The sequence below is a fragment of the Streptomyces sp. NPDC087906 genome (genome assembly GCF_055584925.1).
Genome location: NZ_JBVJLC010000003.1, coordinates 920,637 through 940,295, shown reverse-complemented (window position 1 = coordinate 940,295; position 19,659 = coordinate 920,637). Strand labels below are relative to the sequence as shown.

Annotated in this window: 21 protein-coding genes; 14 read left to right on the top strand and 7 right to left on the bottom strand. The window is 72.3% G+C overall.

Annotation, left to right across the window (positions count from 1 at the left end):
* Positions 1–105 precede the first annotated feature (105 nt).
* From ACZ63I_RS13550 to ACZ63I_RS13540, 3 genes are all read left to right on the top strand, one after another.
* Positions 106–546, top strand: coding sequence for a nuclear transport factor 2 family protein (locus ACZ63I_RS13550; RefSeq protein ID WP_469338290.1), 441 nt, complete (start codon positions 106–108; stop codon positions 544–546).
* Positions 546–1,388 carry an NAD(P)H-binding protein gene (locus ACZ63I_RS13545; protein WP_469338289.1) on the top strand — a complete coding sequence of 281 codons (843 nt, stop codon included), beginning with the start codon at positions 546–548 and terminating at the stop codon, positions 1,386–1,388. Before ACZ63I_RS13550 ends, ACZ63I_RS13545 begins: the two co-directional genes overlap by 1 nt.
* Before the next feature lie 123 nt (positions 1,389–1,511).
* Positions 1,512–1,742: a hypothetical protein gene (locus ACZ63I_RS13540; RefSeq protein WP_469338287.1), complete on the top strand. Its 231-nt coding sequence runs from the start codon at positions 1,512–1,514 to the stop codon at positions 1,740–1,742.
* Between the two features lie 41 nt (positions 1,743–1,783).
* Here ACZ63I_RS13540 and ACZ63I_RS13535 read toward each other — a convergent pair whose 3' ends face one another.
* Positions 1,784–2,542 (bottom strand): Fpg/Nei family DNA glycosylase, encoded by a 759-nt coding sequence (locus tag ACZ63I_RS13535; protein WP_469338286.1) that lies wholly within the window; start codon positions 2,540–2,542, stop codon positions 1,784–1,786.
* 70 nt (positions 2,543–2,612) lie between these two features.
* Positions 2,613–7,244, bottom strand: a complete 4,632-nt coding sequence (locus tag ACZ63I_RS13530) for an ATP-dependent helicase (protein ID WP_469338284.1) — start codon at positions 7,242–7,244, stop codon at positions 2,613–2,615.
* Between the two features lie 174 nt (positions 7,245–7,418).
* Between ACZ63I_RS13530 and ACZ63I_RS13525 the strand changes: the two genes are divergently transcribed.
* Positions 7,419–8,156 (top strand): AzlC family ABC transporter permease, encoded by a 738-nt coding sequence (locus ACZ63I_RS13525; RefSeq protein WP_469338390.1) that lies wholly within the window; start codon positions 7,419–7,421, stop codon positions 8,154–8,156.
* On the top strand, positions 8,153–8,461 hold the full coding sequence (locus ACZ63I_RS13520; protein WP_469338283.1) for an AzlD domain-containing protein: 309 nt from the start codon (positions 8,153–8,155) through the stop codon (positions 8,459–8,461). Before ACZ63I_RS13525 ends, ACZ63I_RS13520 begins: the two co-directional genes overlap by 4 nt.
* A 51-nt stretch (positions 8,462–8,512) precedes the next feature.
* Here ACZ63I_RS13520 and ACZ63I_RS13515 read toward each other — a convergent pair whose 3' ends face one another.
* On the bottom strand, positions 8,513–9,520 hold the full coding sequence (locus ACZ63I_RS13515) for a hypothetical protein (protein ID WP_469338282.1): 1,008 nt from the start codon (positions 9,518–9,520) through the stop codon (positions 8,513–8,515).
* Positions 9,521–9,599: 79 nt separating this feature from the next.
* Between ACZ63I_RS13515 and ACZ63I_RS13510 the strand changes: the two genes are divergently transcribed.
* The 9 genes from ACZ63I_RS13510 to recX all read left to right on the top strand — a co-directional run bounded on the left by ACZ63I_RS13510 (position 9,600) and on the right by recX (position 16,748).
* Positions 9,600–9,794, top strand: a complete 195-nt coding sequence (locus ACZ63I_RS13510; protein WP_469338280.1) for a DUF3046 domain-containing protein — start codon at positions 9,600–9,602, stop codon at positions 9,792–9,794.
* A gap of 72 nt (positions 9,795–9,866) precedes the next feature.
* Complete coding sequence (locus ACZ63I_RS13505) at positions 9,867–11,111, top strand: AI-2E family transporter (RefSeq protein WP_469338278.1); 1,245 nt, start codon at positions 9,867–9,869, stop codon at positions 11,109–11,111.
* 103 nt (positions 11,112–11,214) lie between these two features.
* Entirely contained in the window at positions 11,215–12,075 is an 861-nt protein-coding gene (locus ACZ63I_RS13500) for a class II fructose-bisphosphate aldolase (protein WP_469338277.1), read from the top strand.
* 5 nt (positions 12,076–12,080) lie between these two features.
* Positions 12,081–12,920, top strand: coding sequence for an HAD-IA family hydrolase (locus ACZ63I_RS13495; RefSeq protein WP_469338276.1), 840 nt, complete (start codon positions 12,081–12,083; stop codon positions 12,918–12,920).
* On the top strand, positions 12,898–13,554 hold the full coding sequence (gene dhaL, locus ACZ63I_RS13490) for a dihydroxyacetone kinase subunit DhaL (protein WP_469338275.1): 657 nt from the start codon (positions 12,898–12,900) through the stop codon (positions 13,552–13,554). Before ACZ63I_RS13495 ends, dhaL begins: the two co-directional genes overlap by 23 nt.
* 12 nt (positions 13,555–13,566) lie before the next feature.
* Positions 13,567–14,562 carry a dihydroxyacetone kinase subunit DhaK gene (gene dhaK, locus ACZ63I_RS13485; protein WP_469338273.1) on the top strand — a complete coding sequence of 332 codons (996 nt, stop codon included), beginning with the start codon at positions 13,567–13,569 and terminating at the stop codon, positions 14,560–14,562.
* A gap of 45 nt (positions 14,563–14,607) precedes the next feature.
* Positions 14,608–14,820 carry an EF-hand domain-containing protein gene (locus ACZ63I_RS13480; protein WP_469338271.1) on the top strand — a complete coding sequence of 71 codons (213 nt, stop codon included), beginning with the start codon at positions 14,608–14,610 and terminating at the stop codon, positions 14,818–14,820.
* Positions 14,821–15,014: 194 nt separating this feature from the next.
* A complete protein-coding gene (recA, locus tag ACZ63I_RS13475; protein ID WP_469338270.1) occupies positions 15,015–16,151 on the top strand; it encodes a recombinase RecA in 1,137 nt (378 codons plus the stop codon).
* Between the two features lie 9 nt (positions 16,152–16,160).
* The gene (recX, locus tag ACZ63I_RS13470) at positions 16,161–16,748 is read left to right on the top strand and encodes a recombination regulator RecX (RefSeq protein WP_469338268.1); all 588 of its coding nucleotides are present in this window, start codon (positions 16,161–16,163) and stop codon (positions 16,746–16,748) included.
* 127 nt (positions 16,749–16,875) lie between these two features.
* Here recX and ACZ63I_RS13465 read toward each other — a convergent pair whose 3' ends face one another.
* The 4 genes from ACZ63I_RS13465 to ACZ63I_RS13450 all read right to left on the bottom strand — a co-directional run bounded on the left by ACZ63I_RS13465 (position 16,876) and on the right by ACZ63I_RS13450 (position 19,641).
* Complete coding sequence (locus tag ACZ63I_RS13465) at positions 16,876–17,262, bottom strand: rhodanese-like domain-containing protein (RefSeq protein ID WP_469338267.1); 387 nt, start codon at positions 17,260–17,262, stop codon at positions 16,876–16,878.
* The gene (locus ACZ63I_RS13460) at positions 17,259–17,834 is read right to left on the bottom strand and encodes a cupin domain-containing protein (protein WP_469338266.1); all 576 of its coding nucleotides are present in this window, start codon (positions 17,832–17,834) and stop codon (positions 17,259–17,261) included. Before ACZ63I_RS13460 ends, ACZ63I_RS13465 begins: the two co-directional genes overlap by 4 nt.
* Before the next feature lie 76 nt (positions 17,835–17,910).
* Positions 17,911–17,958, bottom strand: coding sequence for a hypothetical protein (locus ACZ63I_RS13455; protein ID WP_311314449.1), 48 nt, complete (start codon positions 17,956–17,958; stop codon positions 17,911–17,913).
* Between the two features lie 72 nt (positions 17,959–18,030).
* Positions 18,031–19,641 carry an FAD-dependent monooxygenase gene (locus tag ACZ63I_RS13450; protein ID WP_469338264.1) on the bottom strand — a complete coding sequence of 537 codons (1,611 nt, stop codon included), beginning with the start codon at positions 19,639–19,641 and terminating at the stop codon, positions 18,031–18,033.
* Positions 19,642–19,659 lie beyond the last annotated feature (18 nt).

Sequence of the window (19,659 nt, the reverse complement as noted above, 5' to 3'; positions counted from 1 at the left end):
CCGCTGAGCCTCGCACTGTCGGTCCGGGGCTTAGCTGTCCGTTCCGCACCCACAAATCTGCTGTGCATGGTGTTCCGGTCGGTTTGTTGACCACGAGGAGAAACGATGTCCAGCACGCCTGAGGAAATATTTCGCCGCCTGATCGACCTGATGCTGGCCAAAGACATGAATGCCGTGGCAGATCTGTGGGCGCCTGACGGGATTTCAGAATTCCCTTTCGCGGCCGGGAACTCCGCTCGCGTTCTCCGCGGACGTGAGGAGGTACGCGCCTACCTCGCTCACTATCCGGAGCTGATGGATATGCGGGAGGTGGCCGCGCTTACCGTGCGGCCCACGGATCAAATGGACACCGTCGTGGTGGAGTGGACGGCCACCGGCCGCACCGTGGCCACCTCCCAGCCCTACCGCCTGGACTACATCGTGGTTCTCACGGTCCGCGACGGGCAGATCGCTCTGTTTCGGGATTACTGGAGCCCGCTGTCGGCAGCCGCCGCTGCCGGGGGGCTCGCCGGGCTGATCGACTCGCTCGAAAGGAAGGACGCCTGATGTCCGGAGTGCTCGTGACCGGAGGGACCGGCAAGACCGGCAAGATGCTGGTGCGCGTGCTCCGCGCTGCTGGTGTGCGGGCTCGGGTCGCCGGCCGGAACCCGGGCGCAGTCGATCCTGATGCGATCCGCTTCGACTGGAATGACCCGACCACCTATGGGCCCGCGCTCGACGGGATGGACCGGGTCTTCCTGCTTGCACCGGTGGAGAGTGTGGACCCGCTGCCGCTGGTCGAGCCCTTCCTGCGCCAAGCGCGGCGGGCCGGTATCCGGCGCCTCGTTATGCTCGGCTCCGCCATTGTGCTGCCGAACGCGCCCAGCGCTGTGGAGATGGCCGCTCAGGTCCAGGCTCAGCCCGGAGGTGTCGTGCTCCGCGCGTCCGGCTTCATGCAGAACTTCCTGCGCCCGCACCCGCTGGCCGAGCACATCCATCGACTCGGTGAGATCCGCACCGCGGCCGGTGACGGCCGTCTGGGGCGGGTCGATGCGCGGGACATCGCGGCCAGTGCTGCCGCGCTCTTGGCCGACCTGGGGGTGGACGCTCGAAGCGACTACCTGATCACCGGGCCGCACGGGATGAGCTATCCACAGGCCGCGCAGATCATCACCGCGCAGACCGGCAGACAGGTTCGGGTGGAGCGTATTGCGGAGAAGGAGCAGGCTGCCGCCTACCGTGCCTCCGGAATGGCGACGGAGTTCGCTGACCCCCTTGCCGCCGTCGAGCGCGGAATCAAGGAGGGACGCGAGAACCAGGTCAGCACCGCGGTGCTCGAACTGACCGGCCGTCCGCCGCGCGCCTTTGCCGAATTCGTCTCCGATCACGCGTACGAGTGGACGCAGTAGTGCCTGAGCAGCGGCGATCCGCGGGCGGGTGCGGGGGTGAGCCCCCGTGCTCTGGATGCGGGGTGGGGCTGGGCGGGGGAGACTGCGGAGGACGGTGTGCTACGTCGGTCCTAGGAGGTGGCCATGGCGAAGCGAATAGTGCTGCTTCCCGCGCTCGCTCTTGGCGGCCTGTGGTGGTGGGCCGCGTTGCGGCTGGCGCTGATACCCGGGCAGGCCGGGGCCTTCGAGGGGGCCGTGGTGGTCGGCGGGTGGGGGTTGAGTTTGCTGCCGGTGCATGTGGCTTCGCGGGCCGCGATGCAGGCGGAGGCGGCCGAGAAGGCGGCCCGAATATCCGGCGGCGTGGAACATTCGTAGTTCTCAGGGGGAGAGTCAGGCCGGGGGTCAGGTCCGCGCGATCACGCCGTCGGGCCCTTCTGGCAGTTCGGGCACCAGTACGTCGGGCGGTCGGCCTGGTCGGCCTTGCGGATGGTTGTGCCGCAGCGCGCGCAGGGGCGGCCCACTCTGCCGTAGAGGTAGATCCGGCGGTCGCTGCCGGGGCGTTCCCTGTTCGCCTCCAGGAGCTTCTTCGCCGCAGTCACCAGGCGCTCGGGCGAGGGGACCTGGCCGACGGGGAGCCAGGGCGTGACCCGGGCGAGGAAACAGGTCTCGGACTTGAAGATGTTGCCGACACCCGCGAGATTGCGCTGGTCCAGCAGGGCCTCGCCGACGGGGCGCGCCGGATCGGTCAGCAGGTTGCGCAGCGCGGTGTCCGGGTCCCAGTCCGGTCCGAGGAGATCGGGACCGAGATGGCCCACCACCCGCTCCTCGTCGGCGGTACGCAGCAGCTCCAGGACCTGGAGGCGGTAGCCGACCGCCGTGCGCTCGGCCGTGCCGAGGACCGCCCTGATCTGGTGTCCCGGGCCGCCGCGCCAGCGTTCGCCCGGCCGGTACAGCTTCCAGGCGCCCTCCATCCGCAGATGCGAGTGCAGGGTCAGCCCGCCCTCGACCCGGGTGAGCAGGTGCTTTCCGCGCGGTGTGACGTCGAGGACGGCGCGGCCGGTGAGATCGGCCGTGGCGAAGCGGGGCACGCGCAGGTCGGAGTGGGTGAGCAGGTGCCCGGCGAGGGCGGTGTGCAGACGTCGGGCGGTCTGCCAGACGGTGTCTCCTTCGGGCATGTCATCCATCATGCGTGAGGTGGGACGCGAACGCGGGGAGTACCCACGCGCGCGGGCGGCGCCTCGGCGGTCAGGGGCGCAGCCGCAGGCCCCTCGGGGTGGCGTTGAAGCCCGCCTTCTCCAGCGCGCCGCCCAGCGGCGACGTCAGGGCCGGGCTGCCGTTGGCCCGCTCCACCGTGAGGCTGCCGAGCGCACCGGCCCGCGCCGCGTTCGCCAGCGCCTCGGCCGCCGCCTGGAGCGCCGGGTCCTGCGGGTCGGTCGGCCAGGCCAGCAGCGTCTTGCCGCCGCGCTCCAGGTAGAGCGTCAGCTCGCCGTCGACGAGGACGACCAGCGAGCCCGCCTTGCGGCCGGGCTTGTGTCCCGCGCCCGCCGGGGGCTCCGGCCAGGACAGCGCTGCCCCGTACGCGTTGGCCGGGTCGGCCGCCGCCAGGACCACGGCGCGCGGCGACGGATGGGCCTCGGCGCGGTCCCGGGCGGTGGAGGCGGCGCGCAGCCGGTCGACCGCGCCGTCCATGGCGAACTGGGCGGCGCCCAGGCCCTCCACGACATAGCCGCGCCGCGCCTGGCCGCTATCCTCGAAGGCGGAGAGCACGCGATAGACGGCGGAGAAGCCGCCGCTCACCCCCTCGGCCCCGACCGCGCCCCTGGTCACGACGCCGTGCCGGTCCAGGAGGGTACGGGCCAGGGCGTGCGCGCGGTGCGTGGCGTCCTGCTCGCGGCCGGGGACCAGCGACCAGCGGCCACTGACCGTCGGCGGCCCCGTACGGGACGCGGGCCTCGCCGCCGCCGTGAGCGTGCCGTACCGGCCGCGCGGCACCGGACGGCGGGCGCGGTGCGCCGTGGACCCGGCGGTTCTGCCCGAGCCGAGCAGCGAGCGCAGCGGTGCGAGGGTGTCGTTGGTGAGCCGGCCCGACCAGGCCAGGTCCCAGACCGCGTCGGCCAGGTGGGAGTCGGTCGCATCGGGGTGGGTGGTGGCCCGGACCTGGTCGGCGATCTGCCGGAAGAACAGGCCGTAACCGCCGGCGAGCGCGGTCAGCACCGACTCGTGCACCGCCGTCAGCTCCAGCGGATGCGGCTCGGGCAGCAGCAGCGGCGCGTTGTCGGCGAGATAGAGCGACACCCAGCCGTCCTTGCCGGGCAGCGCCCCTGCCCCGGCCCACACCACCTCGCCCGTGGTGGTCAGCTCGTCCAGCATGGCGGGCGTGTAGCCGGAGACCCGGGACGGCAGGACCAGCCGCTCCAGCGCCGACGCCGGCACCGAAGCGCCCTGCAACTGCTCGATCGCGCGGGCGAGTCCGTCGATGCCGCGCAGACTGCTGGCGCCCAGATGCTGCCACTGGGGGAGGAACGCGGCGAGCGCGGCCGGGGCGACGGGCTCCAGTTCCTGGCGCAGCGCGGCGAGCGAGCGGCGGCGCAGTCTGCGCAGCACCGTGGCGTCGCACCACTCCTGGCCGATGCCGGACGGATGGAACTCGCCCTGGACGACGCGGCCCGTCGTGGCGAGCCGTTGCAGCGCGCCGTCCGTAACGGCTGCGCCCAGTCCGAACCGCTCGGCGGCGGCCGACGAGGTGAACGGGCCGTGCGTACGGGCGTAGCGGGCGAGGAGGTCGCCCAGCGGGTCCTTGACGGGCTCCATGAACGCCTCGGGGATGCCGACCGGCAGCGCCGTGCCCAGCGCGTCCCGCAGCCGGCCCGCGTCCTCGATCGCCGCCCAGTGGTCGGTGCCACCGACGCGCACCTTGATGGCGCGCCGGGCGGCGGCCAGCTCCTCGGCCCAGGGCGGTTGCGCGCCGCGCTCCGCCAGCTCCGCGTCGGTGAGCGGTCCGAGGACGCGCAGCAGGTCGGCGACGCCTTCGACGTCCTTGATCCGCCGGTCCTCCACGAGCCACTGGAGCTCCTGCTCCAGTTCGGTGAGGACCTCGGGGTCGAGCAGCTCGCGCAGCTCGGCCTGGCCGAGCAGTTCGGCGAGCAGCCGCGAGTCCAGCGAGAGGGCCGCAGCGCGCCGCTCCGCCAGCGGTGAGTCGCCCTCGTAGAGGAACTGCGCGACGTACCCGAACAGCAGGGAGCGGGCGAACGGGGAGGGTTCGGTCGTGGTGACCTCCACCAGCCGCACGCGCCGGGACTCGATGTCACCCATCAGATCCGTCAGGCCCGGCACGTCGAACACGTCCTGGAGGCATTCCCTGACCGCTTCCAGCACGATCGGGAACGAACCGAACTCGCTGGCCACCTGGAGCAGTTGGGCGGCGCGCTGGCGCTGCTGCCAGAGCGGGGTGCGCTTGCCGGGGCTGCGGCGCGGCAGCAGCAGGGCGCGCGCCGCGCACTCGCGGAACCGGGCGGCGAACAGCGCCGAGCCGCCCACCTGGTCCGTGACGATCCCGGCGATCTCGCCCCGGTCGAAGGCGACATCACCCGCCCCGACGGGCGCCTGCTCGCTGTCGAAGGTCGTGTCGAGCGAGGTGTCGAGGCGGGTCGACTCCTCGTCGAGGAGATCGAGCCCCATCAGATCGGCGTCGGGCAGCCGCAGCACGATGCCGTCGTCCGCGTGCATGACCTGGGCGTCCATCCCGTACCGCTCGGCGAGCCGCGCGCCGAGGGCCAGCGCCCACGGGGCGTGCACCTGGGCCCCGAACGGGGAGTGGATCACGACGCGCCAGTCGCCCAGCTCGTCGCGGAAGCGCTCGACCAGGATCGTGCGGTCGTCGGGGACATGGCCGCAGGCCTTGCGCTGCTCGTCCAGGTACGAGATCACGTTCTCCGCGGCCCACGCGTCGAGGCCGGCGGCCAGCAGCCGCAGCCGGGCGTCCTCGGGCGAGAGGGCGCCCACCTCGCGCAGGAACGCCCCCACCGCGCGGCCCAGCTCCAACGGGCGGCCGAGCTGGTCGCCCTTCCAGAACGGCAGCCGCCCCGGAGTGCCGGGGGCCGGAGTGACCAGGACCTGGTCACGGGTGATGTCCTCGATCCGCCAGGACGTCGTACCGAGGGTGAAGACATCGCCGACCCGGGACTCGTAGACCATCTCCTCGTCCAGCTCACCGACCCGGCCGCCGCCCTTCTTGGGGTCGGATCCCGCCAGGAACACCCCGAACAGGCCGCGGTCGGGGATGGTCCCGCCGGACGTGACGGCCAGCCGCTGCGCGCCGGGCCGGCCGGTGACCGTGCCGGCGACGCGGTCCCACACCACCCGGGGGCGCAACTCGGCGAACGCGTCCGACGGATACCGCCCGGCGAGCATGTCCAGCACGCCGTTGAAGGCCGAGTCGGGCAGGGAGGCGAACGGCGCCGCGCGGCGGGCCAGCGCGAGCAGATCGTCGGCCTGCCTGCTGTCCAGGGCGACCATCGCGACCAACTGCTGGGCCAGCACGTCCAGCGGATTGGCGGGGACGCGCAGCGCCTCGATGGAGCCGGTGCGCATCCGCTCGGTGACGACGGCCGCCTGCACCAGATCGCCGCGGTACTTCGGGAAGACGACCCCCGTGGAGACCGCGCCGACCTGGTGTCCGGCGCGGCCGACCCGCTGAAGCCCGGAAGCCACCGACGGCGGCGACTCGACCTGGATGACCAGATCCACCGCCCCCATGTCGATGCCCAGCTCCAGACTCGACGTCGCCACGACGGCCGGCAGCCGGCCGGCCTTCAGATCCTCCTCGACCTGCGCGCGCTGCTCCTTGGAGACCGAGCCGTGGTGGGCGCGGGCGAGCAGCGGCGGCGCCCCCGCGGCGGCGCCGGACTGGGCCATCACCTCGGCGGGTGAGTGCTCCTCCGGCATCGGCTCGCCCGTCGCGCGCTCGTACGCGATCTCGTTGAGCCGGTTGCACAGCCGCTCCGCGAGTCTGCGGGAGTTGGCGAAGACGATCGTGGAGCGGTGCGCCTGGACGAGATCGGCGATGCGCTCCTCCACATGCGGCCAGATCGACGGCTTCTCGCCGCTGTCGGTCTCCGAGGCGGGCGAGCCGCCCAGCTCGCCGAGATCCTCGACCGGGACGACGACGGAGAGATCGAACTCCTTCCCCGACGGCGGCTGGACGATCTCCACGCGGCGCTGCGGCGACAGGTAGCGCGCCACTTCCTCCACCGGGCGGACCGTCGCCGAAAGGCCGATGCGGCGGGCGGGGCGCGGCAGCAGCTCGTCAAGGCGCTCCAGCGAGACGGCGAGATGCGCGCCGCGCTTCGTCCCCGCGACGGCATGCACCTCGTCCAGGATCACCGTCTCGATCCCCGCGAGCGCGTCGCGCGTGGCGGACGTCAGCATCAGGAACAGCGACTCGGGGGTGGTGATCAGGATGTCCGGCGGTTTCGTCGCCAGCGAGCGGCGCTCGGCCGCCGGGGTGTCACCGGAGCGGATACCGACCCGCACCTCGGGCTCGGGCCGGCCGAGCCGGACCGACTCCTGCCTGATGCCGGTGAGCGGGCTGCGCAGATTGCGCTCCACATCGACCGCGAGGGCCTTCAGCGGCGACACGTACAGCACCCGGCAGCGCTTCTTCGCGTCGGCAGGGGGCGGCGTCGAGGCGAGCTGGTCCAGCGCCGCGAGGAAGGCCGCGAGCGTCTTGCCCGAGCCGGTCGGCGCCACGACCAGCACGTCCGACCCCTGCTCGATGGCCCGCCAGGCCCCCTCCTGCGCGGCCGTGGGCGCGGAGAAGGCTCCCGTGAACCAGCCGCGGGTCGCGGGAGAGAACGAGTCGAGCGCAGTCCGTGCCATGCATCCCATCGTGCACCCGACCACTGACAAACGCCCGGACCTGGGGAAACGGGCGCCCGCCCACGGGAAGCCCCGGCCCGGCGCGGCAGCGCGAAACGGACGCGACATCGCCGCGCGCCGCCGCGTAACGTCCCCGACGTGACAGAGACAGCACCAGCCGGCCCCGGCAAGGACATCCCCGGCAAGGACATCCCCGGCAAGGACATACCGCCGGACCCCGCACGGCCCGACTCCGCCGTCGTACGCGACGCGCTGGGCGTCGGCATCGCGGTCGGCCTGTCCGGCTTCGCGTTCGGCGTCACCTCGTCCGGCGCCGGACTCACCGTCCTGCAGACCTGCACGCTCAGCCTGCTGGTCTTCACCGGTGCCTCGCAGTTCGCCCTGGTCGGCGCGCTGGCCGGGGGCGGCAACCCGCTCACCGCGGCGGCCGGCGCGTTCTTCCTCGGCGTACGCAACAGCTTCTACGGACTGCGGCTGTCCCAACTGCTGCGCGTGCCAGGGCCGGTACGGCCCTTCGCGGCCCACTGGGTCATCGACGAGACCACCGCGGTCGCCCTGGCCCAGCGCGACCAGCGCGGCGCCAGGCTCGGCTTCACGGTCACCGGGCTCACCCTCTACGTGCTGTGGAACCTCACCACCCTCGGCGGGGCACTCGGCGCCGAGGCCCTCGGCGACACCGACCGCTGGGGTCTCGACGCCGCAGGGCCCGCCGTCTTCCTCGCGCTGCTCGCGCCCATGCTCCGTACGACGACCGAGCGCGCCGTGGCGGGCGTCGCCGTCGTTCTCGGGCTCGGCCTCCTGCCGGTGCTGCCGGCAGGCGTTCCGGTCCTGGTCGCCGGGCTCGCGGCGCCTGCGGTGCTCTTCCTCCAGGGCCGCAGGGCGGCCGAGCGCCGGAAAGGAACGGACCGTTGAACATCTGGATCGCGATCGGCGCCACCGCCGTCGGCTGCTACCTCGTCAAACTGCTGGGACTGCTCGTACCGGCCGGGGTGCTGGAGCGCCCTCTCGTGCAGCGGCTGTCGGCGCTGCTGCCGGTCGCCCTGCTCGCCGCGCTGACCGCGCAGCAGACCTTCAGCACCGGTGGTTCCCTCGTCGTGGACGCCCGCGCCGCAGGGGTCGCCGCCGCGGCGGTCGCGCTGATCCTGCGCTCCCCCTTCCTGGTGGTCGTGGCGGCTGCCGTCGTCGTCACGGCGGGCGTACGGGCACTCGGCGGCTGACCTGGGAGGGCGACCGGGGAGGGCGACCGGAGACGGCGGGACAGAGGGCCGTCAGTCGATGGCGCGGCCGTGCGCCCGCAGTGTCCGCAGCGCCTCGATGGTGACGATCGGCCGCCACTCCAGCGCCGTACCGGGCGCCCACGCGCGCCAACTGATCGGCCAGCCGCCGTCCTCGTCCTGTTCGGCGGCGAGGAAGTCGAGGGACCGCGCCATCTCCGCGTCGGTGAACCAGCGGCGGGCCAGCGAATCGGGCACGCGCGCGTAGTCGTGCGGGAAGTGGTGCTCGTCCGGTGCGTAGCCGGCCGGGACCGGGTACTCGGCGCGGCGCGGCGGGTCCAGCACCGCCATGCGGTTGTCGCGCACCAGCCGGCCGAGCCGGTCGGCGGCTGCATCGGCTCTCGCCCGGTCGGGAACGCCGTCCAGGAAGGCGACGGCGGCGACGACCTCGTAAGGATGCGACTGCCTGGTCTCGCCCAGCGCCTCGACGGCGGCCCAGCAGAAGTCCGTCGCCCGGAACAGCCACGCGTGCCAGACGCCGTTGCGGTGCAGCAGCCCGGCCACCGGCCCTGTCGCCAGCAGCTCGCCCGCCGGATCGTCCACGACCGGCAGGAACGGCGCGTACGGGTAGCCGCGCAGCGAGGGATGGAGCGCGGGCAGCGCGCCCTCCGGCGTCGAGACCGACGTCAGATAGCGGCAGACCCGCTCGATCCCCGGTCCCTGGCAGCGGCGGACGGCGTCCAGGACCCGCAGCGCGTGCGCCGTGTGCAGCGGCTGGCTGACCGGACCGCGCAGATCGGGCTCCAGGGCATGGCCGTAGCCGCCGTCCTCGTTGCGGTAGGCGGCGAGCGCGGTCTCGACGGCCGCACCCCGGCTGTCGGAACGGCTACCAGAACGGCTGTCGGAACGGCCGTCGGAACGGCTCTCGGAACCGGCGTCCGCTTCGGCGCCCCGCAGGAAGTGGTAGGCGAACCGCCGCTGTTCGAGCACGCGGGCCGTCAGCCACACGAAGTGCTCGGCGCGGGCGAGAGGTGACGCGGTGGATGCTCCGGTTCCGGCCATGCACCGACCGTAGGGCGCGGCCCGCGCGGGCGGGGGTGGACCGGCGCCGCTGCACTCTCAGGAGCGGGATACTGATGTCATGCGGTTGACGATTTTCTGGGAGCGGATGAACGACCACTTCGGCGCCGGGTACGCCGACTCGTTCGCCCGCGACCACGTGATGACCGAACTGGGCGGCCGTACGGTCAACGAGGCGCTGGACGCGGGCTGGGAGGCCAGGGACGTCTGGCGCGCGGTGTGCGCGGTCATGGACGTCCCGGCCGACAAACGGTGACGGACCGTACCCAGCGGGGCGCTCACGGCAGCCGCGGGACGAGATGTCGTACCGGTAGGCGAGACTGACCCTGTGGCACCGACTGACGAGACCGTGACCGGCACAGCTCCGGACGCACCAGCAGCGACCGCACCCCCGGTCACACCGCCTCCCGAGGCGGCCGAGGGCGACGGCCGGGCCCGCATGCCCCGCTGGCTGCCGCGCGCCCTCGTGCTGGCCCTGCTGCTCTTCGGAGCCTTCCAACTGGGCAATTGGGCGTTCCATCAGCTCATCGGGCTGCTCACGAACGTACTGATCGCGTTCTTCCTGGCGCTCGCCGTCGAACCGGCCGTGAGCCGGATGGCCGCCCGGGGGATGCGGCGAGGACTCGCCACTTTCCTGGTCTTCTTCGCCGTGCTGATCGCGGCCGCCGGATTCGTCGTGCTGCTGGGTTCCATGCTGGCCGGGCAGATCGTCCATCTCGTCGAGGACTTCCCGAAGTACCTGGACTCCCTGATCAACTGGATCAACACCACCTTCCACACGAAGGTCTCCCGGTTCGACGTCCAGGACAGCCTGCTGCACTCCGACTGGTTGCAGAAGTACGTCCAGAACAGCGCGAGCGGTGTGCTGGACGTGTCCACGACGGTGCTCGGCGGTCTCTTCCGGCTGCTGACGATCTTCCTGTTCTCGTTCTACTTCGCCGCCGACGGCCCCCGGCTGCGGCGCGCGCTGTGCTCGGTGCTGCCCCCGGCCAAGCAGGCCGAGGTGCTGCGCGCATGGGAGATCGCGGTCGACAAGACCGGTGGCTACATATACTCGCGCGGCCTGATGGCGCTGATCTCCGGCTTCGCGCACTACATCCTGCTGGAGATCCTCGGCGTGCCGTACGCCCCGGTGCTCGGCGTCTGGGTGGGGCTCGTCTCCCAGTTCATCCCCACCATCGGCACGTATCTGGCGGGCGCGCTGCCCATGCTGATCGCCTTCACCGTGGCCCCCTGGTACGCGGTGTGGGTGCTCGGGTTCGTCGTGGTCTACCAGCAGTTCGAGAACTACGTCCTGCAGCCCAAGCTCACGTCGAAGACCGTCGACATCCACCCCGCCATGGCCTTCGGCTCCGTCATCGCCGGTACGGCGCTGCTCGGCGCCGTCGGCGCGCTGATCGCCATCCCGGCCATCGCGACGCTCCAGGCCTTCCTCGGCGCGTACGTGAAGCGCTACGCGGTGATGGACGACCCGCGCGTGCACGGCCGCAGGTCCGGCGACGGACCGCCGCTCCCGAGCCGGATACGCGGCGTGCTGCGCAGGCGCGTGGACGGGCTACCGCCGCAGCGGTAGCCCCCGGAGAGCGGGCGGAGAGCGGGCGGATCCCTGTCGAGTGGCGGAGCCGGAGCGGCTGGCGTCGAATGGATGGGGCGGGAGTCCGAACTCTGGAGGCAACGTGCCTGTCGTGCCGCTGACCGAGATCCTCTCCGACGCGTTCCAAGAGCGGTACGGCGTGCCGGCCATCAACATCTTCAACGATCTGACGCTGGAAGCCGTGCTGGCCGCCGCCGTGGAGCACGCGTCCCCGCTGATCGTGCAGACGTCGGTGAAGACGGTGAAGTCGATCGGCAGCGACGTGCTGTACCAGATGTGGACGGCGATGACGGCGGGCATCGAGGTGCCCGTCACGCTCCATCTGGACCACTGCCCCGAGCGCGACGTGATCAGCGAATGCCTGCGGCAGGGCTGGAACTCCGTGCTCTTCGACGCGTCGCGGCTGCCGGTCGAGGAGAACATGCGCCAGACCGTCGAGGTCGTCGCCGAGGCCCGGAGCTTCGGCGCGCAGGTCGAGGGCGAGATCGAGTCGATCACCGGCGTCGAGGACGGGGTCGGCAGCGACACCGAGGCCGAGCGACAGGACCTGGACGTCGCGCTGCGCTTCCTGCGCACGACCCAGGTCGACGTGTTCGCACCGGCGATCGGCAACGCCCACGGATCGTACAAACAGGCCCCGGTGCTGGACGCCCAGCGGGTCAGCGACATCGTCGCGGCCCACCCGCTGCCGATCGCGCTGCACGGCGGCAGCGGGCTCTCCGACGAGCAGTTCCACGACCTGATCTCCCGGGGGTGCGCGAAGGTCAACATCTCGACCGCGCTCAAGGAGAAGTTCATGAAGTCGAGCCTCACCTTCCTCGAAACGGCGGCCGAGCGGCAGAAGTGGGACCCGCCGTCGCTGTTCCGCTCCGTACGGGGCGACGTGATGGAGATGACCGGCTCGCTGATGACGCTGTTCGGCAGCGCGGGCCGGGCGAGGTGACCGCCGTGCCGGCCGTCCCTTCGACCCCTTCGACCTCCGACGCGCTCGTCTTCGACTGCGACGGCGTACTCGCCGACACCGAGCGCCACGGGCATCTGCCCGCCTTCAACCAGACCTTCGAGGAGTTCGGCCTCCCCGCGCGCTGGAGCGACGCCGAGTACGCGCGGAAGGTCACGGTCGGCGGCGGCAAGGAGCGGATGAAGACGCTCCTCACTCCCGAGTTCCTCGCCGAGACGGGGCTGCCCAGCGACCCCGACGCGCTCGACGAGCAGGTCGCGCGCTGGCACCGGCGCAAGACCGAGATCTACCAGGGGATCATCGCGAGCGGAGCCGTGCCGCCCCGGCCCGGCGTGCGGCGGATCGCCGAGGAGGCGGCAGCGGCGGGCTGGACCCTGGCGGTCGCCTCCACCTCGGCCGAACCGTCCGTGCGCAGTGTGCTCGAACTCGCCGTCGGCCCCGAACTGGCCGCCCGCTTCGGTGTCTTCGCCGGGGACATCGTGCCGCACAAGAAGCCCGCTCCCGACATCTACGAGTACGCCGTGGCCGGGCTCGGGCTCGACCCGGCGCGGGTCGTGGTGATCGAGGACAGCCACAACGGACTGCGCGCCGCGCTCGGCGCGGGGCTCGTCTGCGCCGTCACCACCAGCGCCTACACCGGCCAGGAGGACTTCACCGGAGCCGCGCTCGTGGTGACGTCCCTCGGCGACCCGCCGCCGGACGGGACCGCCACACGGGTGCTGGCCGACCCGCACGGCGTGCACCCGGAGCCCTGTGTGCGGCTCGCTGACCTCCAGTTCCTGCTCGCAGCCAGTCAGGAGAGCCATGCCAACGACAACAGCCGATGATCTGGAGTTCGTCGTCAGGACGGTCGCGCGTACCGCCGTCGACAACGAGCGGGCGTTCTCGGACCTGGACGCCGTGGCGGGCGACGGCGACTTCGGCTACTCGCTCGCCCGCGGCTTCGAGATCGTCCTCGCCGACTGGGACACCTTCGACCGCGCGTCGCCCGCCACCTTCCTGAAGAAGGTGGCCATGGTGATCTCCAAGCGGGTGGGCGGGACTTCGGGCCCGCTGTGGGGCACCGCGTTCCTCCGCGCGGCCGCGGCCCTGGGCGAACGCACCGAGGTGAGCGGGGACGACGCGGTCGCGATGCTGCGGGCGGCGACCGAGGGCATCAAGGCGCGCGGCAGGTCCGACGTCGGGGACAAGACGCTGCTGGACGCGCTGGTGCCGATGACCGACGCGCTGGACGAGGCACTGCGGTCCGGCGGTGCAGGCGGACCGGCCGCACTGGCCGGGATCGCGGCGTCGACCGCCCGCAAGGCCGCCGACGCGACCACCCCGATGCAGGCCATGCGGGGCCGCCAGAGCTACACGGGGGAGCGCAGCATCGGCTCGCCCGACCCGGGCGCCGTCGCGGTGGCCGTCATGGCGGAGCGGGTCGCGGCCGAATGGAACTCCCGCACGGACGAGAGCTAGGAGCGAGCGCACATGAAGAAGTTCGTGAACGATCCGAAGAATTTCGTTCCGGAGATGCTGGAAGGGCTGGCCCTGGCCAACCCCGACACCCTCCGGTACGTCCCCGAGTACAACCTGATCATGCGCGCCGACGCCCCGCGGGCCGACAAGGTCTCCATCGTCCAGGGGTCGGGGTCGGGCCACGAGCCGTCCCATGTCATGGCCGTCGGCAAGGGGATGCTCGACGCCGCCTGTCCTGGCGACATCTTCTCCGCGCCGCCCACCGACTACGTGTACGAGACGGTCAAACTCGTCGCGTCGCCCAAGGGCGTCCTGCTGCTGGTCAACAACTACACCGGTGACCGGATGGCCTTCGAGATGGCGGAGGAGCTGTCGGCCGCCGACGGCGTCACCGTCCGCACGCTGTTCATCGACGACGACGTCTCCGTACAGGACTCGACGTACACCGTCGGCAGGCGCGGTGTGGCCGGCAACTTCTTCGTGATGAAGGCCGTCGGCGCGGCGGCCGAGCGGGGCGCCGACCTCGACGAGCTGTACCGGATCGGCGAGAAGGTCAACTCCGTCACCCGCACGATGGGCATGGCGCTCACCGCCTGCACCCCGCCTGCCAAGGGCTCCCCCCTCTTCGACCTGCCCGACGACGAGATCGAGATGGGCGTGGGCATCCACGGCGAGCCCGGCCGGCGGCGGGAGAAGCTGCGCCCGGCCAACGAGATGGTGGCGGAACTCGTCACCACCGTCGTGGACGATCTGCCGTTCGCCTCCGGCGACAAGGTGGCGCTGATGCTCAACGGCCTCGGCGGTACGCCGATCGGCGAGCTGTATCTGGCGTACGGGCTGGCGCACCGGCAGGTCACCGAGCGCGGGATCGAGATCAGCCGCAGTTACGTGGGGGAGTACTGCACCTCGCTCGACATGGCCGGCGCCTCCGTCACGCTGGTCAGGCTGGACGACGAGATCGCCGAACTGCTCGCCGACCCGGCCGAGATCGCGATCCGCGTCTTCTGACAGAGTGGTCCGCCGTCATCGGTCACACACCCGGGAGGGACCCTCATGGCGGACACAGCGGCACTCAGGGCGGCATTCGACCAGTTCGACACGGACAAGGACGGCGCGATCACCGCGGCCGAACTGCGCGGCGTGCTGGCGGAGCTGGGCGCGGGAGCCATCTCCGAGGAGCAGGCGAAGTCGCTCCTCGACGGCGCCGACACCGACAGCGACGGCCGGGTCACCTGGGACGAGTTCCTCGCGGCGCGCAGCCGCTGACGCCCGCGGCCGGCCGGGGAAGTCCCTGGTCGGCGTGGTGCGCTTGACAGGAAAATCGAACATCCATTCTGATTGAGGGCCGGTCGCCGGGCGCCGCCGGAGGGCGCCGGGCGGGACGTCAGGACGCATTGTCAGTGGCAGGGGATAGCGTCAGTGACGTGAAGCGATCGACTCAAGCAAATCGGGTGGAACCCATGGCAGGAACCGACCGCGAGAAGGCGTTGGACGCCGCTCTCGCCCAAATTGAACGGCAATTCGGCAAGGGCGCGGTGATGCGCCTCGGCGAGCGGCCGAACGAGCCCATCGAGGTCATCCCCACCGGGTCGACCGCGCTCGACGTCGCGCTCGGCGTCGGCGGCCTGCCGCGCGGCCGTGTGGTGGAGGTGTACGGGCCGGAATCCTCCGGTAAGACGACCCTGACCCTGCACGCGGTGGCGAACGCGCAGCGGCTCGGCGGCACGGTGGCCTTCGTCGACGCGGAGCACGCACTCGACCCCGAGTACGCGCAGAAGCTCGGCGTCGACATCGACAACCTGCTGCTCTCCCAGCCGGACAACGGCGAGCAGGCGCTCGAAATCGTGGACATGCTGGTCCGCTCGGGCGCGCTCGACCTGATCGTCATCGACTCCGTCGCCGCCCTGGTGCCGCGCGCGGAGATCGAGGGCGAGATGGGCGACTCGCACGTCGGCCTGCAGGCGAGGCTGATGAGCCAGGCACTCCGGAAGATCACCAGCGCGCTCAACCAGTCCAAGACCACCGCCATCTTCATCAACCAGCTCCGCGAGAAGATCGGTGTGATGTTCGGCTCGCCGGAGACCACCACCGGTGGCCGTGCGCTCAAGTTCTACGCCTCGGTCCGGCTCGACATCCGCCGGATCGAGACCCTGAAGGACGGGACCGACGCCGTCGGCAACCGCACCCGCGTCAAGGTCGTCAAGAACAAGGTCGCACCGCCCTTCAAGCAGGCCGAGTTCGACATCCTCTACGGCCATGGCATCAGCCGCGAGGGCGGTCTGATCGACATGGGCGTGGACGAGGGCTTCGTGCGGAAGGCCGGCGCCTGGTACACGTACGAGGGCGACCAGCTCGGCCAGGGCAAGGAGAACGCCCGCAACTTCCTCAAGGACAACCCCGATCTCGCCAACGAGATCGAGAAGAAGATCCTGGAGAAGCTGGGCATCGGGGTACGGCCCGAGACGCCGGCCGAGCCCGGCGCCGACGCGGCGGGCGGCCCGGCCCCGGCCGGTTCCCCGGCCGACGAAGCGGCGAAGTCGGTGCCGGCCCCTGCAGCCAAGGCCAAGTCGGCCAAGGCGGCAGCGGCCAAGAGCTAGTCAGCGCCCGTGCCTTATGCGAAGAGGCGGCGCGCGGAAGAGCAGGGCGGCAGTTCGGGCTCGTCGAGGGCCGAGCGGGAACTGCCGCCCCAGGACCCGGCCGAGCGGGCGCGGGCGATCTGCCTGCGCCTGCTCACCGGCATGCCGCGCACCCGTAGACAACTGGCGGAAGCCCTGGCCAAACGCGACATCCCCGAGGATGTCGCCGAGGAGGTGCTGTCCCGTTTCGTGGACGTGGGGCTGATCGACGACGCGGCGTTCGCCGGCGCCTGGGTGGAGTCCCGGCACCACGGCCGGGGCCTGGCCCGCCGCGCCCTCGCCCGCGAACTGCGCACCAAGGGCGTGGACTCGACCCTGGTCGACGAGGCGGTCGGCCGGCTCGACCCGGAGCAGGAGGAGGCGACCGCCCGCGACCTGGTCGCCCGCAAGCTCCGCACCACGCGCGGTATGGAGCGCGACAAACGGCTGCGCAGGCTCGTCGGCATGCTGGCGCGCAAGGGCTACTCCCAGGGCATGGCCCTGCGCGTGGTCAAACAGGCGCTGGAGGAAGAGGGCGAGGACACCGAAGGGCTCGACGAGGGGCTGCACTTCGACTGACGTGCCCCGCTGTCGCGGGGGCGGCTCGATCCGCCAGTGAGCGGCGCCGCAGGGCGTACGGCAGCGGTCGCCGCACCGCGAGGACGTACGACGGCGGTCACCGGACCGCAGGGACGTACGACGGCGGTCAGCGCGCGACCGGGAGTCCTTCGGCCTGCCACGCCTGGAAGCCGCCGATCAGGTCCGTCGCGCGGTGCAGTCCGAGCTGGCGCAGGGACACGGCGGCGAGACTCGACGCGTACCCCTCGTTGCAGACCACCACCACCCGCAGGTCATGGCTGGTGGCCTCGGCGGCGCGGTGGCTGCCCTGCGGGTCGAGCCGCCACTCCAGCTCGTTGCGCTCCACGACCAGGGCACCCGGGATCAGCCCGTCGCGCTCGCGCAGCTCCTGGTAGCGGATGTCGACCAGCAGTGCTCCGTGCGCGGCCTCGGCGAAGGCCTCCTTGGCGCTGACCCGGTCCAGATCCTCGCGGACCCGCTCCAGCAGTTCGTCGATGCCGACCGGGTCGGTCACTGCCACTCCTCGGGAACCTCGACCTGTTCGAGGCGGAGGACGAAGCCGGTGCGGCTGTAGCGCCGCATCAGCGGCAGCGGGGGGTAGTACGCGTGCACGGAGACCGCGTGCTCGCCCGCCGACTCGTTGCGCACCTCGTGGACATGGTGCTCACCGAACGCCTTGCCGTCACCCGCCGCCAACTCCCGGTGCCGGTCGACGCCTTCGGCCAGCTCCAGGGTCTTCCACCCCTCGGTGGGCAGCCGGGCCGCGAGGGAGTCCTCCTGGAGCACACCGGCCGCCGTCGCGAAGGCGCCGTGCGAGCCGCCGTGGTCGTGCCAGCCGGTGCCCGTGCCGGGCGGCCAGCCGATCAGCCAGGCCTCACTGCCGGCCGGGCCTTCGAGCCGGATCCACGTGCGGCCCTCGGGGTCCAGGGGGAGCGAGTCGATCAGGGCCTTGTCGGCCGCTGTCCTGCGGACGAAGTCGAGCAGCTCGGTCGCGGTGGGGCCCGCCCCGGCGGCCGGCGACGGCACCGGAGCGGCAGGCGTGGCGGCGACAGCGGCGGAGGCAGGGAGCGATACGGGAGTAGACATCATGACCGTCCTGAAGAAGTTCGCGAAAATGCGCTGCCGCGGTGTTCACGCGGCACGCGCGCGGAAAAAAGGCGAATCAGCAGGACGGGCGACACACGCAGCCCGCGTAACGGAGCAGGTCCACATGAACCCTCCGCCACAGGCGCACATCGGTGTCAGTCACGCTCTGTACTACACCATGAGGGGTCGAGTGCGGTCAATTGATGTTCACAATGCGGTCGCCCCGTTCCGCATCCGCTTCGGCCGCCGAGGGGGAGCCGCCGCGCGCCGCGTCCGCCGCCGCGTAGAGATCGGCGGGACGCACCCCGCCGAAGGCGTCGACGAGATGCCCGTCGGGCCGTACGAGCAGTACGTTGTGCGCCGAAGCCCCCGGATACGCCTCGGTGACCAGCAGCTCGGCCCGCACCGGCAGGGCGGTCACGGCTGCGGCGAGCCGCGGCATCACCCCGGCGGTCAGCCAGTGCCGCCGGTCCCACACCCCGGTCCCCGGAGCGACCAGCACCACCAGCAGCCGGCCGCGGCCGAGCCGGTCCCTGAGCCGCGCCGACGTGCCGTCCGGCGCCGTCACCCGTACATCGGCGACCGGACCGCCGGGGGCGGTGCCGACCGTCGTACGCCCCTCGGCGTGCGGAGGCGCGAGAGGGGAGTGCGGGTACGAGGGGGGCGCGCCCAGCGGCCCGTACCCCAGATGCCCGTCGGCGAGCAGCGTGTCGTGACCGCTCGCGGCGCCCGGCAGGTACGTCCGCAGCCCGCCGCCGCCGCGCAGTATCGGCAGGGACTGGTCGGCGGCGCGCAGCCGGCCGGCGACCGCGGTGCGCCGCTCCGCCTGGTAGCTGTCCAGCAGCGCGGGCGACGCGCCGTGGTGCCAGGTCTGCGCCAGCTTCCAGGCGAGGTTGTCGGCGTCCCGCAGCCCCTCGTCGAGCCCCTGGGTGCCCACGGCGCCGAGCAGATGGGCGGCGTCCCCCGCGAGGAAGGCGCGGCCCACCCGCCACCGCCTGGCCAGCCGGTGGTGCAGCGTGTAGACGCCGGTGTCGAGCAGTTCGTACGGGGGTGTCTCGCCGCACCAGCCGGCCAGCGTGTCCCGCAGCCGCGCCACCAGTGCGTCGGGCGTGACCAGTTCGCCCCGGGCGGGCAGCAGCCAGTCCAGCCGCCACACGTCGTCCGGCAGCGGCCTCGCCGAGATCTCGTCGCCGCCGCCGCGCCACGGCGGCTGACGGTGCAGCACCGCCTCGCCGGGCCAGGGCAGTTCGGCGCGCAGCGCGGCCACGGCGTGCCGCTCCACCGCCGTACGGCCGGGGAACCGCACGCCGAGCAGTTTGCGTACGGTCGACCTGGCGCCGTCGCAGCCCACCAGGTAGCTGGCGCGCCACCAGGTCGCCTCGGGCCCGCGGGTGTGCACGGTGACGCCGTGCGCGTCCTGCTCCAGCGAGTCCAGCCGGCTGCCGGTCGCCACCTGGATCAGCTTCTGCCCGGCGATGGCCTCGCGCAGCCCGCGCGCCAGGGCGTGCTGCGGGATGTGCAGCGGGGCGGGCCCGCCGTCCTCGCCGAGCGGCACCTGCCGCATGAGCTGCTTGCGCCGCATCGAGCGCCAGCCCTGCCAGTGGACGGCCTCGTCGGCGAGGGTGGTGCAGCCGATCCGGGCCACCAGCGCGGCGGTGTCGGGGCGCAGCACGACCGTGCGGGCCGGGCGGGGGTCGTCCGTGCCGCTGCCTTCGTCCAGCAGGACGACAGGGACGTCCTGCGCGGCGAGGGCGAGGGACAGCGCCAGCCCGACAGGGCCGGCGCCGACCACGATCACCGGGTCCACGGCGCGCCCTCTCCGGCC

Bases quoted from the DNA above. Each gene is read 5' to 3' on its own strand.
- ACZ63I_RS13480 (WP_469338271.1), top strand. From the start codon at position 14,608: ATGGCGGACACAGCGGCACTCAGGGCGGCATTCGACCAGTTCGACACG.
- ACZ63I_RS13550 (WP_469338290.1), top strand. From the start codon at position 106: ATGTCCAGCACGCCTGAGGAAATATTTCGCCGCCTGATCGACCTGATG.
- dhaK (WP_469338273.1), top strand. From the start codon at position 13,567: ATGAAGAAGTTCGTGAACGATCCGAAGAATTTCGTTCCGGAGATGCTG.
- ACZ63I_RS13530 (WP_469338284.1), bottom strand. From the start codon at position 7,244: ATGGCACGGACTGCGCTCGACTCGTTCTCTCCCGCGACCCGCGGCTGG.
- ACZ63I_RS13540 (WP_469338287.1), top strand. From the start codon at position 1,512: ATGGCGAAGCGAATAGTGCTGCTTCCCGCGCTCGCTCTTGGCGGCCTG.
- ACZ63I_RS13535 (WP_469338286.1), bottom strand. From the start codon at position 2,542: ATGCCCGAAGGAGACACCGTCTGGCAGACCGCCCGACGTCTGCACACC.
- recA (WP_469338270.1), top strand. From the start codon at position 15,015: ATGGCAGGAACCGACCGCGAGAAGGCGTTGGACGCCGCTCTCGCCCAA.
- dhaL (WP_469338275.1), top strand. From the start codon at position 12,898: ATGCCAACGACAACAGCCGATGATCTGGAGTTCGTCGTCAGGACGGTC.
- ACZ63I_RS13545 (WP_469338289.1), top strand. From the start codon at position 546: ATGTCCGGAGTGCTCGTGACCGGAGGGACCGGCAAGACCGGCAAGATG.
- ACZ63I_RS13460 (WP_469338266.1), bottom strand. From the start codon at position 17,834: ATGTCTACTCCCGTATCGCTCCCTGCCTCCGCCGCTGTCGCCGCCACG.
- ACZ63I_RS13510 (WP_469338280.1), top strand. From the start codon at position 9,600: ATGCGGTTGACGATTTTCTGGGAGCGGATGAACGACCACTTCGGCGCC.
- ACZ63I_RS13515 (WP_469338282.1), bottom strand. From the start codon at position 9,520: ATGGCCGGAACCGGAGCATCCACCGCGTCACCTCTCGCCCGCGCCGAG.